The organism is Flavobacterium sp. GNP008 (assembly GCF_056428965.1).
In genome coordinates, this window is record NZ_JBWJVL010000002.1 from 259,871 (window position 1) to 274,176 (window position 14,306).

11 protein-coding genes are annotated in these 14,306 nt (G+C 36.1%); 3 read left to right on the top strand and 8 right to left on the bottom strand.

Annotated elements, in window-relative coordinates; genetic code table 11:
* Positions 1-5: 5 nt before the first annotated feature.
* On the top strand, positions 6-2,084 hold the full coding sequence (locus AC0608_RS07495) for a glycoside hydrolase domain-containing protein (RefSeq protein ID WP_478288632.1): 2,079 nt from the start codon (positions 6-8) through the stop codon (positions 2,082-2,084).
* Between the two features lie 1,275 nt (positions 2,085-3,359).
* On the opposite strand, the gene AC0608_RS07500 is transcribed toward AC0608_RS07495, so the two are convergent.
* On the bottom strand, positions 3,360-4,229 hold the full coding sequence (locus AC0608_RS07500; protein WP_478288633.1) for a DUF808 domain-containing protein: 870 nt from the start codon (positions 4,227-4,229) through the stop codon (positions 3,360-3,362).
* Positions 4,230-4,428: 199 nt separating this feature from the next.
* Here AC0608_RS07500 and AC0608_RS07505 point away from each other — a divergent pair, with 199 nt between their 5' ends.
* Positions 4,429-4,896 (top strand): OsmC family protein, encoded by a 468-nt coding sequence (locus AC0608_RS07505; RefSeq protein ID WP_478288634.1) that lies wholly within the window; start codon positions 4,429-4,431, stop codon positions 4,894-4,896.
* Between the two features lie 33 nt (positions 4,897-4,929).
* Here the strand turns inward: AC0608_RS07505 and AC0608_RS07510 are convergent, their stop codons facing one another.
* From AC0608_RS07510 to clpB, 3 genes are all read right to left on the bottom strand, one after another.
* The gene (locus AC0608_RS07510) at positions 4,930-5,577 is read right to left on the bottom strand and encodes an HAD family hydrolase (protein ID WP_478288635.1); all 648 of its coding nucleotides are present in this window, start codon (positions 5,575-5,577) and stop codon (positions 4,930-4,932) included.
* Positions 5,578-5,705: 128 nt separating this feature from the next.
* The gene (tnpA, locus tag AC0608_RS07515) at positions 5,706-6,167 is read right to left on the bottom strand and encodes an IS200/IS605 family transposase (protein WP_478288636.1); all 462 of its coding nucleotides are present in this window, start codon (positions 6,165-6,167) and stop codon (positions 5,706-5,708) included.
* Between the two features lie 651 nt (positions 6,168-6,818).
* Positions 6,819-9,422 carry an ATP-dependent chaperone ClpB gene (clpB, locus tag AC0608_RS07520; protein WP_478288637.1) on the bottom strand — a complete coding sequence of 868 codons (2,604 nt, stop codon included), beginning with the start codon at positions 9,420-9,422 and terminating at the stop codon, positions 6,819-6,821.
* Positions 9,423-9,567: 145 nt separating this feature from the next.
* Between clpB and ytxJ the strand changes: the two genes are divergently transcribed.
* Positions 9,568-9,957, top strand: coding sequence for a bacillithiol system redox-active protein YtxJ (gene ytxJ / locus AC0608_RS07525; RefSeq protein ID WP_478288638.1), 390 nt, complete (start codon positions 9,568-9,570; stop codon positions 9,955-9,957).
* An 85-nt stretch (positions 9,958-10,042) separates the two neighbouring features.
* On the opposite strand, the gene argH is transcribed toward ytxJ, so the two are convergent.
* From argH to AC0608_RS07545, 4 genes are all read right to left on the bottom strand, one after another.
* Positions 10,043-11,323 carry an argininosuccinate lyase gene (gene argH / locus AC0608_RS07530; RefSeq protein WP_478288639.1) on the bottom strand — a complete coding sequence of 427 codons (1,281 nt, stop codon included), beginning with the start codon at positions 11,321-11,323 and terminating at the stop codon, positions 10,043-10,045.
* Between the two features lie 121 nt (positions 11,324-11,444).
* On the bottom strand, positions 11,445-12,515 hold the full coding sequence (locus tag AC0608_RS07535; RefSeq protein WP_478288640.1) for a M20 family metallo-hydrolase: 1,071 nt from the start codon (positions 12,513-12,515) through the stop codon (positions 11,445-11,447).
* Positions 12,512-13,297, bottom strand: a complete 786-nt coding sequence (argB, locus tag AC0608_RS07540) for an acetylglutamate kinase (protein WP_478288641.1) — start codon at positions 13,295-13,297, stop codon at positions 12,512-12,514. Before argB ends, AC0608_RS07535 begins: the two co-directional genes overlap by 4 nt.
* The gene (locus AC0608_RS07545; protein ID WP_478288642.1) at positions 13,287-14,234 is read right to left on the bottom strand and encodes an N-acetylornithine carbamoyltransferase; all 948 of its coding nucleotides are present in this window, start codon (positions 14,232-14,234) and stop codon (positions 13,287-13,289) included. The genes argB and AC0608_RS07545 overlap by 11 nt, the downstream gene beginning before the upstream one ends.
* Positions 14,235-14,306 lie beyond the last annotated feature (72 nt).

Genomic DNA, 14,306 nt, shown 5'->3' on the forward strand with positions numbered 1-14,306 from the left:
ATAGCATGAAAAAAATTCTTCTTTTAGGACTTACTTTGTTGATAGTAGCCTGCCAGTCTTTGAAAAATAATAGTATCCAAGAGGAATCCTCAGTAGAAAAAGTAAATGTTTTTTTGGGCAGTTCAGGAGATCATGGACAAATGTCTCCATCTGCTTCTTCTCCCTTCAATATGATGAGTATAGGCCCGCAAACCTATCCTCATATTCATTCGGGTTACGAGCACCTGGCCAAAGAATTTTTGGGATTTACCCATAGCCGTATGGAAGGAGTGGGTTGTTTGGGAAGTGGAGGAAATTTATTAATCAAACCAATTTTGAATCATGATGCCCGCACTTTATTACTAAAGAAAGAAGAATCAGCTTCTCCGGGTTTTTATCAGGTAGCATTCGAAAATGGAATCCAGGCCCAAATGAGTGTTAAACATAATTTTGGAATTCATCGTTATGAATTTCCGAGAAAGGGAGCAGGACTTCATATTGATTTATCGCACGCTTTTGTCAATCGATTTGTAGCTGAAGAGCATGAAATAGGAAATAATAACATCAGTGGCTGGATTGACACCCAAACCACTTGTGATAAAGGAATATATCGTATTTATTATGTGTTGGAATTCTCTAATTTGGGAACGATAACAAAAACTGCCAACCATCAATATCATATTTCTGCCCTTGCGGATGCTACAGAAATGGAAGTTCGTGTTGGTTTTTCTTCAATAAGTACGGCTTACGCCAAAGCAAAAATAGAAGCTATGTCTCTGGAAGATTTGGTTGCGCAAACAACAGCAGCATGGAATCATCATTTAAACCGAATAGTAGTTAGTGGCGAAAAAGATCGGGAAGATTTATTCTATTCGCTTTTATACCGAGGATTACAAGCGCCGTTTTTAGTTTCGGAAACTGATGGTACCTATAAAGCTATTGACGGTTCCATTCAAAAATCCAGTAGTCTTACATACAACGGTTGGGCTATTTGGGATAATTATCGAGAGCAATTGCCTATGCTTTCGCTGGCTTATCCGGAACGTTTTGGCCCCATTGTGCGCTCTATTGCTAATTTGTATCCGTATGGGAAAAATAATTGGGCAACAAAGCACGAATCCTCACCAACAGTCCGCACAGAACATGCAATTGTTGTTTTATTGGATGGCTATAAAAAAGGATATCCAATCGATTTTAATGCCATTAAAGATTCCTTAATTGCGGAAGTAGATCGATTAGAATACAATACGCCAGATAAGGCTTTGGAATCTTCTTATGATAGTTGGGCGCTTTCTGAAATCCTGAAAATCACCAAAGACCCTTTGTTGAGTGCCAAGTATTTGAATAAAGCGTTAGAATACAAACACTATTGGGAAAAAGATTTCGCTGATTTATCCCAGAAAGATATTGATAAAATGCCCGCTCGCGGAATGTATCAGGGCACTGTATGGCAGTATCGGTGGTTTGTTCCTTTTGATGTGTTGGGTCTAAAAAAATTAATAGGAGGCGAAACTCCTTTTTTAAGGCAATTGGATCAATTTTTTGCAGAGGACAATTACAATCATGCAAATCAACCGGACTTGCAAGTTCCGGGACTCTATAATGCGAGTTCCCAACCCTGGAAATCACAAAAATTGTTTCGGAATATTCTGTTGGATACGGTCGTTCAAGCTTATTTTAATGATAATAGTAAAGGGATTGATTCCTATATTGGAAGAATTTATAAGAATGAACCCAAAGCCTATTTGCGCACCATGGATGATGATGCTGGTACAATGTCCTCCTGGTTTGTGATGCGAAGTATAGGGCTCTCTCCTGCAAATATTGGAAGCCCCATTTACTATTTAACGGCTCCAATCTTTGAGTCTGTAAAATTGAATTGGGAAAACGGAAAATCATTTCATATTAAAGTTCGTAATTATGATAAAGATCACTTTTATATTCAATCGGCTCGTTTAAACGGTCAGTCTTTATTTAGAAATTGGTTGACACAGGAAGAGATTAGCAATGGTGGTACCCTAATCATTGAAACTGGGGAATTCCCTAATAAAAACTGGGGAATTGAGAATCAGTGGATTTCAAAAACAGGAAATATAATTGATTAATAAATTACCCTAATCCTCTGCTAAATCTTATTTTCTAGTATTTGTTGCTGCTGCTTTTGGCATAATTTTTTTTATTTAAATAATGCGGTTTGAAAGTAATCATCGTTTAATATTTTGTTCCTTTCTATCATATATACTATCAATTCAGTAAGTAATTTGAAAGATTTAACTATAGCTGTCTCCATATCAGAATCTTTTAAATTTGAACGATGAACAACCTTAGAGCGTAATCCATATGATTTTTTAATCTCCTTGATTTTTTTAATTTTCTAAACTCCTCTTTCATATAAGATTGCTATTGCCCTTTTAACATCTACACAGTATCTCCAATAGTTGATTACTTGAAGTACATACCTGAATTTTTCAAATTCAAAAGCTAAAGTATTTGCATTTTCATACTAGTCTTTTATCCATTTGATATCTTCTTTGTCAACATTTAATTCATTCAGACTTTCAATTTTTTACATTTTAACATGGTAGCTTTTACATCATCAACGTTCTTTAATTTGTTCCAAGATTGGTCGAGAAGAGTAATAGAACTGATGCTAGTTTTTTTTCTTAGAACTAATAATGTATTTAATAGCTAAGTCTATTTAAAATATCATACCCAAAACTTGATTCGTTATCAGAACTTACAATGTAAAAATTGTTTTTTAGATGATAAAATGGTTCAATTAGTGAACACTGATTAAAACCTTTCGCCCCCAAAGCTGCTAGGTCAAAAACGGACAATTTGTTAACCTTTCTAATTTTTAAATATGACAATATTTCAATTTCATTACCCTTGAAAGTAATTCCATTTCCTAATATGTACTATGTTTTCTTGATTATCACTTTTGAGGTATTTAGTATTTGCATTTAACTTTTTTATACAACTATAAAATGGTTTCAGTCCGCTCAGATAAAGTTGTGTTGTGCCATAATAGCCTTTTTGTAGTTTAGCTATCATATAGTCAATATACTACAAATTTTTAAAATAGTTTTTCATTTAGAAATGATTGATTAAAGATTTAATTCTTTATCAAAGCACTTTTTTTGAAAACTTTATTCTGGAAAAAACTCGTTGTCAAATAGCCCTGATGGGAGGAAGTATCCTTTTTTATAAATGTAACCCGACAGGGTTGCGCTTATAAAAAGATACTGCGGACAGCGGGACAACTCGTCTTGAAAAATTATAAATGTTCTGCTCCTAAAAAGTCATAAAAAAACACCAGTCTTTCGACTGATGTTCTCCTAGTTTTTAAATTATACAGCTAAAGTGTATTCAATTACGGCTTATTTTTTGCCAATGATCTTTTTGAACAGGGTTACAATTCCCAAAACAATTCCCCCGAATACAAGGCCGATTATAAATTCAGTTATAATGGATGGTATTTGTGGTAGTATATCGTGTAGGAACGGAATTTCATGAACGAATATTCCACCAGCCACTAATAATAAAGCGATAGTTCCTATTACGGATAAACTTTTGATGACCTTTGGCAGTGCTTGCACTAGAATAGTACCGATCGTTTTTGTAAAACTATGCTCTTTGGAACTCAGTTGAATCAGTTTTAAACCTGCTTCATCCATTCGGACGATTAAAGCTACAATGCCGTAAACACCAACTGTTGCGATTATTGCAATGATAGATACAACAAGTATTTGTGATGTAATGGGTTTTCCAATAACGGTACCTAGCGCAATAATTACGATCTCTACGGATAAAATAAAATCAGTGACGATGGCTGATTTTATTTTTCCCTTTTCGAAAGTTAAAATTTGTTCTTCGGTCATCGGTTCCAACGATATTTCGTGCTTTGCATGTTCATGCGGAAAGAAGTACTCGTATATTTTTTCGGCACCTTCGTAAGCTAAATAAAGCCCGCCAAGCACTAAGATTATGATTACAGCTACAGGAAAAAAAGCACTCAGCAGAAAGGCGATGGGTAATATGATTACTTTATTAAGGAAAGAACCTTTTGCGATTGCCCATAATACGGGGAGCTCTCTTGAAGAGATAAATCCAGAAGCTTTCTCGGCATTTACGGCTAAATCATCGCCTAAAATACCAGCCGTTTTTTTAGCTGCAATTTTACTCATTACTGCAACATCATCCATAATTGCTGCTATATCATCTAATAGTGCGAAAAAACCTGATGCCATTTTGATTGTTTTAGAAACTGCGTTGCTTTTGGAATTGCTTTGCCAAAATTTGATTAACGCGTTTTGTTTGTTTATTGTTGCGAAGCTACTACTTTTTGATTTACTCTATTTATAAAACGAGTGAATTTTTAGTTACTTTTTACCCAAAACCTTTCGGTAATAGCAGTACTGTTTTTAATTACTTTTGAAAAAAAATAATATGGGATTCAAACATGTATTTAAAGCTAAATTAGATTGGCTTTTTTCTAAAAAGGAAGCAGCGACGTATACTAAAAGTCATACCATAACGATTGACGGTAAGGCCGTTTTAAATGTTTCGGCTGCTAAAGCTTTCAAAGGGAATCCTGCTTTGTATAATCCTGAAGACCTTTTATTAAGTAGTGTAGTTTCCTGTCACATGATGTCGTATTTATATGTTTGTAAACAAAATGGTATCGACGTGGTATCCTATACAGATGAAGCGGAGGCAACTCTGGAGGTTTTGGCAGATGGTAGCGGCCGTTTTATTGCAATTAAACTAAATCCTAAAGTTCGGATCAGCAACAACGAAAAAATTGCTGAGGCGCTTAGCTTGCATAAAAAAGCAAACCAACTCTGTTTTATAGCCAATTCGTGTAATTTTCCAATTATTCACGTTTCAACTTGTGAAATTGCAGCTATAAACTAAAGGGATTACGCATTTTACTTTTTTGGAGAATAATTATAAAATAGCAATTAAATCAGCCGGTTGGTTTAATACATGTTTTGCTCCATTTGAAAGTAATTCTGCTTCGGGTCTATAGCCCCATGAAACCCCTACGGCATGCATCTTGGCATTCGTTGCCGTTTGCATATCAATACCGGAATCGCCTATGAAAATAATTTCTTCGGCTTTTAGTCCAAAGTGCTTACTTATTTCTACTGTTTTAAACGGATTTGGTTTTTTTAGTGATTCTGTGGTCAAACCCAATATTGGATTAAAATAATCAGGAAATAGGGCTGCCATAATTTCCTTTGTCAGGTCATCTGCTTTATTCGAGAACACACTTAGTTTTATATTGCGTGATTTTAATTCGTCTAATAATTCGAAAATCCCATCATAGGCTTTTGTTTTATGCGTACAATTATCACGATATACTCCAAACATTAACTGGTAACACTGATCAATTTGTGTTACATTATTATGGGTTGCCGGCAAGGCTTTACTGACCAAATTTCTTAGACCGCTGCCAATAAAATATTGATAAGCATCATAACTGTGAGTAGGGAATTTGAGGCCTTGAAGGACACTATTCATAGCATCTGCAATATCTTCCAATGAATTCACTAATGTTCCGTCTAAATCAAAAATAATTCCTTTAAATTTCATTTTTTTATTTTTATAAGAATCGAAAAATTCAGCATTTCGATTCTTGTTTGGATATCATATCCAAAGATAGGGATATTGTTTTTTTAATGTAGTAGTGGGTATGAAATTGGGAGACTTGGTATAGCGGGTCATATCAAATGTTCAAAAATATACCTTTCATCAAACGGCACTTCAAACTTTTCTAAAAACGCCAAATATTCCTCTTTGAAGGTTTGTTTCTTATGATGCTCTTCTTGATTGGCAATGTATTTATAAACAGTACCAACTTGGGAATGGCTATACGAAAAAACTCCGTAACCTTCCTGCCATTCAAATCGTGATTTTGTCAGTTGATGGTCATTGATATATTTGGATGATTTTGCTTTAACGGTTTTCATCAATTCTGAAATAGAAACTACTGGTTTCAATCCCAAGAAACAATGTACGTGATCTTCAACACTATTAATAATAATGGTTTTGCACCCAGTTTCATTAATCAAATTACCAATTACGCCCATTAAAATAGATTTCCATTCCTTACTAATTACGGCTTCTCGATACTTTACTGCAAAAACTACTTGAATGTAAACTTGATGATAGGTATTTGCCATTTTTATATTTTAGATGAATCTGTGTTCGTTTTTATTTAGATCAACGGATTAAAATCCGTTGCTACAATAGGTGCCGTTCCTATGGAACTTTTGTATGCGTTTTTTTTTAACATTAACGGATTAAAATTCGTTGCTAGAATATGTACCGTTCCTATAGAACTTTTATATACGTCTGAGAGCCATCGGCTCGATCTATTTTGTAAGGCTGGACTTTAGTCCAGTTGACATAGGAAGTCCAGCATCACAAAGAGCCATCGGCTCGGCACATATCATTACTACACCATAAATTAGCTTTTTTATAGTTCTGCTAATATATAAACAATATACTACAAATATTAATCACTGTCGTCATTTGGAAAGAGGTGATAAAAGATTTAATCTTTACCGAAGCAGTTTGTTTATCAAAATTTTATTCTAGAAAAAGGTTGTTGTCACTTAGTCCCGATGGAAGCAAGTATCCTTTTTTATAAACGCTTTTAACCTTATTAAAGTTTTGAACTGGGTTAGGGTTGCGTTTAAAAAAAGATACTGCGGACAGCGGGAGAACACGTGATGAAAAACAAAATCGTCTGCTCCTAAAAAAAATAAGATGACATAAAAAAAACACCAGTCTTTCAACTGATGCTTTTCATTATTTTTAAATTATTCTGATTAAGAAGCTAACTCGCTTTGATTTCTAAAAACGAGTTTCCCATCAAATGCATCAATCAAAACAATGCTGTCTGTAGTTATTTTCCCAGATAGAATTTCTTTGGATAATTCATTGAGAACGTCTCTTTGAATCACTCTTTTTACGGGTCTCGCTCCAAATTGTGGATCATATCCCTTTTCGGATAAATAAGCAATGGCTTCCGGAGTTGCGTCCATCGTAATGCCTTGTTGCGCCAGCATTTTGGTCACATTTTTCAGTTGCAACCCTACAATTTGAGCAATATTTTCATTAGTCAATGGCGTGAACATTACGATTTCATCAATACGATTGATGAATTCAGGACGAACTGTTTGTTTCAATAATCCCAGCACTTCGACTTTTGCCAATTCGGTGGCGGCTTCCACACTTCCTTTTAGATTTTCGAATTTCTCCTGAATAATCTGGCTTCCCATATTAGAAGTCATGATGATAATTGTGTTTTTAAAATCGGCAAGACGTCCTTTGTTATCGGTTAAACGTCCTTCATCCAAAACTTGTAGTAAGATATTAAAGGTGTCAGGATGCGCTTTTTCAATCTCATCCAATAAAATAACGGAATAGGGTTTTCTACGAACGGCTTCGGTCAATTGTCCTCCTTCATCATAACCCACATATCCCGGAGGCGCACCCACCAAACGGCTCACACTGTGGCGTTCTTGGTACTCGCTCATGTCAATACGCGTCATCGCATTTTCATCATCAAACAGGTATTCGGCCAAGGCTTTTGCCAATTCGGTTTTACCAACACCTGTTGTGCCAAGGAAAAGAAAGGTTCCCACCGGTTTTTTCATATCCTGTAATCCGGCGCGGCTTCGGCGTACGGCATCACTTACCGCCTGAATGGCTTCTTCCTGTCCTACGACTCTGTGATGCAATTCATCTTCCAATTTTAGTAGTTTTTCTCGTTCGCCCTGAAGCATTTTCATAACCGGAATTCCAGTCCATTTGGCTACGACTTCGGCAATGTCTTCCCGCGTAACTTCTTCTTTTATCAACGAAGTTCCAGATTGGTTTTCTTGCAATTCCTGGAGTAAAATTGCCAAACGTTCTTGTGCTTCCTTGATTTTACCGTACCGAATTTCGGCTACTTTTCCATAATCACCATCACGTTCGGCACGTTCGGCTTCGTATTTGAAGTCTTCAATTTCCGTTTTTACGCTTTGAATGTTATCGACTACATCTTTCTCTGATTTCCATTTGGCGTAGATTTCGTTGCGATCTTCTTTGAGATTCGCCAAATCCATACCCAAAACTTTGAGTTTGCTTTCGTCTTTTTCTCGTTTAATGGCTTCAATTTCAATTTCCAATTGCATGATTTTTCGATCCAAAACATCCAGTTCCTCCGGTTTCGAATTGATTTCCATTCGCAGTTTCGAAGCTGCTTCATCCATTAAATCAATCGCTTTGTCCGGAAGAAAACGATTGGTAATATATCGTTGCGATAGTTCGACAGCGGCAATAATAGCGTCGTCTTTGATTTGGACTTTATGATGGGTTTCGTATTTTTCTTTAATTCCACGTAAAATAGAAATAGCACTTTCGGTATCCGGTTCTTCGACCACTATTTTTTGGAAACGTCTTTCGAGTGCTTTGTCTTTTTCAAAATATTTTTGATATTCGTCCAATGTTGTGGCTCCAATGGCGCGAAGTTCTCCACGAGCCAACGCCGGTTTCAGAATATTAGCCGCATCCATAGCGCCTTCGCCTCCACCGGCTCCCACGAGTGTATGGATTTCGTCAATGAATAAAACAATATCACCTTCGGCAGAAGTCACTTCTTTCACCACGGATTTTAATCGTTCTTCAAATTCCCCTTTGTATTTAGCGCCGGCAATCAACGCTCCCATATCAAGGGAATACACGATTTTATCTTTCAGATTATCAGGAACATCTCCATCTACAATTCGATGTGCTAATCCTTCGGCAATGGCGGTTTTTCCCACTCCTGGTTCTCCCACGAGCATTGGGTTGTTTTTAGTTCTTCGGGTTAGAATTTGTAATACGCGTCGAATTTCCTCATCACGACCAATAACGGGATCTAGTTTTCCGGCACGGGCTAATTCGTTTAGGTTTTTGGCGTATTTATTTAAAGAATTATAGGTTTCTTCGGCAGATGCCGAAGTCACTCGTTCTCCTTTTCGCAATTCTTCTATGGCGGCTTTTAATCCTTTTCCAGTTACTCCCTGATCTTTTAATATTTGAGCAGCCTTTGTTTTAGAATCAAAAATGGCTAAAATTAAATGCTCCACAGAAACAAATTCATCATTCATTTTTTTGGCAATAATCTCGGCCTCGTTTAGTGTTGTGTTAGCAGTTCTAGAAAGCATAATTTCGCCACCGGAAACTTTCGGAAAACTCTGAATTGTACTGTCTAATATTTGAAGAAACAAGGGCACATTTACATTCAGTTTTTTCAAAATAAAAGGAGCCACATTTTCATCGACTTCAAAAATAGCCTTGAAAATATGTTCGTTCTCTATTTGTTGCTGCCCGTGGCTTTGCGCCAATTGTTGAGAAAGCTGAATGGCTTCCTGGGATTTGATAGTAAATTTATTTATGTTCATGATGGGATATTATTTTTGGGTTATTTGACTAACTTTGTAAATTAATATTCAATAGATATTCCAATACAATAATACAGACAAATTGACGGAAATTTCATGATTGTTATCATATTTTAAAGTCAAATTGTCTTAAAATAAGACAATTATGAGTTTTTTTAAAAATATTTTTAATAGTTCAGACGATAAGGATTTAAAAGAAACCAAAATCAACTGGAATGAACTAACCGATTTAGGGCAACTGAATGAAATTATTGCTATTTCGAATGAAAAACCGGTAGCCATTTTTAAACACAGTACCCGATGCAGTGTAAGTAGGATGGCACTGAAACAGTTTGAAAATGAGTTTAATAGCTCAGATAAAGTTACGCCTTATTTTTTAGATTTAATAGCATATAGAGCTATTTCTAATGCTATTGCGGATCAATTTGGTGTAATGCATCAGTCCCCGCAATTGATTTTAATTAAAGACGGAAAAGCCATTTACAATGTTTCGCATAGCGATATTGATGCGGAAGAATTAAGTACAAAGGTATAAGAAACAACAGTTTAAATTTGGTATATAAAAAAATCCATCAGTCGCGGCTGATGGATTTTTGTGTAACAATTATTTTGGTTTTGAATTAATAAGAATCGTTCATTTTCTTTTTTATGGCATCCAAACAAAGGTTGTTAATACTTCCTTCATGCGTATGTTTTGTCTCTTTTGGCGATTGAAATGTGCCGTTTTCTAATTGCTCAGCAACGATTTTATACGCATCTCTAAAAGGCATTCCTGCTACCACCATTTCGTTTAAGGAATCTACCGTAAATAAATAATTATATTTTTTATCGTCTAAAATATGTTCTTTTACCTTAATGTCTTTAATGGCAAAAATGGCAATGTCCAAGCAGGCCTTCAGGCTTTGAATCGCTGGAAATAATCCTTCTTTCAGCAATTGTAAATCCCTGTGATATCCGCTTGGTAGGTTGTTGGTGATTAAAGTGATTTCATAAGGCAATGCTTGAATTTTGTTGCATTTTCCACGAATCAATTCAAAAACATCCGGGTTTTTCTTGTGTGGCATTATGCTCGAACCTGTTGTAAGATGCGAAGGTAAAGTGATAAAATCAAAATTCTGACTCATATACAAACAAACATCCATCGAGAATTTTGCCAAAGTTGCCGCCACGCTGCTCATAGCAAATGCAACCGTTTTTTCTGATTTTCCACGGCTCATTTGTGCCGCAACCGAATTGAATTTTAAGGTTTCAAAACCCAATTCGGCTGTAGTGAATGTTCTGTTGATAGGGAAGGAACTTCCATAACCTGCAGCCGAACCCAAAGGGTTTTGGTCTACTATTTTCAAAGCCGCATTCAACATCGTTATATCATCAATTAAAGTTTCGGCGTAAGCGGAAAACCACATTCCAAAAGAAGACGGCATTGCAATTTGAAGGTGTGTGTAGCCTGGTAATAAAATATTTTGGTGTTTTTCGGCTGATTCCATAAGCAAATCGAACAATGCTTTTACTTGCTCTTTAAATGCTCCAACGACATCTTTCAGGTATAAATTAACGTCTACTAAAACTTGGTCGTTACGGGAACGGGCAGTATGGATTTTTTTTCCGGCATCGCCTAATTTTACCGTTAACAGATACTCGATTTTAGAATGTACGTCTTCAAAACTATCTTCGATTTCGAAATGCCCTTTTTCGGCATCAATAATAATATCTTCTAAGGCCAGCACTAAAGAATCCGTTTCAGAAGTTGTCAAAAGCCCGATTTGGTGCAACATTTTGGCATGAGCAATAGAGCCTAAAGCATCGTATTTGGCCAGCACTAAATCCAGTTCTCTGTCGTTTCCAACAGTGAAATGTTCGATTTGTTTATCGGTTGGTATTCCTTTTTCCCAAAGTTTCATATATGGATAATTAGATTTTTAGACTGTTAGATTAGCCCCGATAGCAGTGGAAATCCTTTTATTTTTTTTCTTTAAAAAAATAAAAGATTGCAACGAATAGCGGGATTAGCTCCAAATTATTTTATTGTTTGAAAAAATCAGTTAGTATTTTGATATACAATTGAATTCCTTCTTCTATTTCGTTTATAAATATAAATTCATCTGCTGAATGAGACCGCAGGGTTTCTCCAGGTCCTAATTTTAACGATTTACAACTCAAAACCGATTGATCCGAGAGGGTAGGCGAGCCGTACGTGATTCTACCCAGTGCGATTCCGGCTTGTACTAATTCGTGTGCAACAGGAATCGATGACGCATTCAAATGCATGGAACGCGGATTGACTTCGGCGGTCAAATGTCTTTTTACAGTTTCTAAAATTTCGGGATTGCTGTAACAATCATTAACGCGAATATCGACAACCAAATGACATTCCGCAGGAACTACATTGTGTTGTTTTCCAGCAGATACTTGTGTTACGGTCATTTTTACGGGACCTAAAACCGCCGATATTTTTTCGAATTGATAGCTGTTAAACCATTCAATAACGGGTATCGCATTGTAAATAGGATTGTCAGGATTGTTGTGTGCTGCATGACTGGCAGTACCTTTTACGATGACATCCAATACCAATAACCCTTTTTCGGCTACGGCCAATTGCATCAAAGTAGGTTCTCCCACAATGGCACATTCCAGTTCCGGTAAATGTTTCAATACGCTGTTTAATCCATTTTTTCCGCTGCTTTCTTCCTCGGCTGAAGCTACCATTACAATATTGTAAGGCAGATTTTCATTCGAATAAAAATGTACAAAAGTGGCTAAAAGTGAAACCAAACAACCACCCGCATCATTACTTCCCAATCCAAATAACTTCCCGTCTTTTACTATAGCTTCAAAAGGATCGTTGGTATAGCCTTGGTTTGGTTTTACGGTATCGTGATGCGAATTGAGTAAAAGTGTTGGCTTGGTTTTATCAAAATTCTTATTGAAAGCCCAAATATTATTATTCTCTCTTTCGAAAGGGATATTATTTTGTCTAAACCAATTTTCGATTAAAAGTGCTGTTTGGTCTTCTTCACTTGAAAATGAAGGCGTTACAATCATTGCTTTTAATAACGAAATGGCTTCTTGTGTAAGGATTTCTATACTCTTCATAGTGTAATTGTAGTGTACAACGCCGTTTTATCTTGCAACATCCTGTGATGACCAATTTTTATTTTTTGAACTCCTTTGGATAAACTATTGAAACAGTTGTCTAATTTAGGAATCATACCAGAATGTATGGCGCCTTCAGCTTTTAAATTGGAATATAATTCTTGATTTATGTTCTCAATTACGGATGCATCATCTTCGGCATTATATAAAACGCCGGGTTTTTCGAAACAATAATTCAAAGTGACATCAAAAAATTCTGATAAAGCAATTGCTAATTCGCTAGCAATGGTATCGGCATTCGTGTTTAATAATTGTCCTTTTCCATCGTGTGTTATCGCGCAAAATACAGGAACTATACTCGTTGAAAGCAACGTTTCCAATAATTGTGTGTTTACTTTTTTCACATCGCCCACAAAACCGTAATTGATAGTAGGATGGTTTCTTTTATCCGATAGAATTAAATTTCCATCCGCACCGGAAAATCCCATCGCATTGTTGGAATTGGCTTGTAATTGAGCAACAATATTTTTATTGATTTGACCTGCATAAATCATCACAACTACATCAAGCATAGCGGCATCGGTAATGCGTCTTCCATCAATCATTTGAGGAACTAAACCAATACTTTCGGCCATTTTGCTAGCTGATTTTCCACCGCCATGAACGAGTACTTTATAGCCTTCAATCTGAGAAAAATCAGATAAAAATTGTTTTAATTCCGTTGGGTTGTCAATAATGTTTCCTCCAATTTTTATTAGAGTTACGGGTTTTTTATTTTCCATTTTCCAATATTTTTTGCAACACTAATTGTGCGGCATAGGTTCTATTATTGGCTTGTTCGATAACAATGGAATTTTCACTGTCGATCACTTCATCCGTTACAACTACGTTACGTCTTACTGGCAAACAGTGCATGAATTTAGCATTATTAGTCAGTTTCATTTTGTCGGCAGTTACAGTCCAATTTGGATCTGAATTTGTAATCTGACCATACTCGTTATAATTGCTCCAGTTTTTGGCATAAATAAAATCGGCGTTTTCGAAAGCTTTGTCTTGGTCGTATTCAATCTTGGAATCTTTTGTGATTTCAGGATTCAATTCGTACCCTTTCGGATGCGTAATTACAAAGTCCGCATCTTGTAACTGCATCATTTGCACAAAGGAATTAGCAACTGCCTGAGGTAACGCTTTAGGATGTGGAGCCCAAGTCAAAACTACTTTTGGACGGTGTTCTGTTTTGTGTTCGGCCATTGTAATTGCATCGGCTAGCGATTGTAACGGATGTCCTGTGGCACTTTCCATATTAACAATTGGCACCGTGGCATATTTTAAGAAACCTGAAAGTACGGTTTCGGCATTGTCTTTTTCTTTGTCTACCAATCCGGCAAAGGCCCTGATAGCAATAATATCGCAATATTGAGAAACAACTGCTGCCGCTTCTTTAATATGTTCCGAAGCACCGGAGTTCATGATGGCTCCATCTTCAAATTCTAATGTCCAACCTTCGCTGGTAAAATTCATTACCATCACGTTCATTCCTAAATTCAAAGCTGCTTTTTGTGTACTCAAACGTGTTCTCAAACTGGAATTAAAAAACAACAATCCTAAGGTTTTGTTCTTACCCAGTTTTTTATTTTTAAGTGGTTTTTTCTTGATTTTCAATGCTTGTTTCACCCATTTATCGAGTGAATCTATGTTTTGTATGGAGATATAGTTCATTGTAGTTGTGAATTATGAAGTATGAATTATGAATTGTCCAAAAATCTAACAATCTAAAAATCCAATATTCGA

What these genes read in the sequence shown, in the direction of transcription:
- AC0608_RS07495 (WP_478288632.1), top strand. Translation starts at nt 6, where the DNA reads ATGAAAAAAATTCTTCTTTTAGGACTTACTTTGTTGATAGTAGCCTGC.
- AC0608_RS07500 (WP_478288633.1), bottom strand. Translation starts at nt 4,229, where the DNA reads ATGGCATCAGGTTTTTTCGCACTATTAGATGATATAGCAGCAATTATG.
- AC0608_RS07505 (WP_478288634.1), top strand. Translation starts at nt 4,429, where the DNA reads ATGGGATTCAAACATGTATTTAAAGCTAAATTAGATTGGCTTTTTTCT.
- AC0608_RS07510 (WP_478288635.1), bottom strand. Translation starts at nt 5,577, where the DNA reads ATGAAATTTAAAGGAATTATTTTTGATTTAGACGGAACATTAGTGAAT.
- tnpA (WP_478288636.1), bottom strand. Translation starts at nt 6,167, where the DNA reads ATGGCAAATACCTATCATCAAGTTTACATTCAAGTAGTTTTTGCAGTA.
- clpB (WP_478288637.1), bottom strand. Translation starts at nt 9,422, where the DNA reads ATGAACATAAATAAATTTACTATCAAATCCCAGGAAGCCATTCAGCTT.
- ytxJ (WP_478288638.1), top strand. Translation starts at nt 9,568, where the DNA reads ATGAGTTTTTTTAAAAATATTTTTAATAGTTCAGACGATAAGGATTTA.
- argH (WP_478288639.1), bottom strand. Translation starts at nt 11,323, where the DNA reads ATGAAACTTTGGGAAAAAGGAATACCAACCGATAAACAAATCGAACAT.
- AC0608_RS07535 (WP_478288640.1), bottom strand. Translation starts at nt 12,515, where the DNA reads ATGAAGAGTATAGAAATCCTTACACAAGAAGCCATTTCGTTATTAAAA.
- argB (WP_478288641.1), bottom strand. Translation starts at nt 13,297, where the DNA reads ATGGAAAATAAAAAACCCGTAACTCTAATAAAAATTGGAGGAAACATT.
- AC0608_RS07545 (WP_478288642.1), bottom strand. Translation starts at nt 14,234, where the DNA reads ATGAACTATATCTCCATACAAAACATAGATTCACTCGATAAATGGGTG.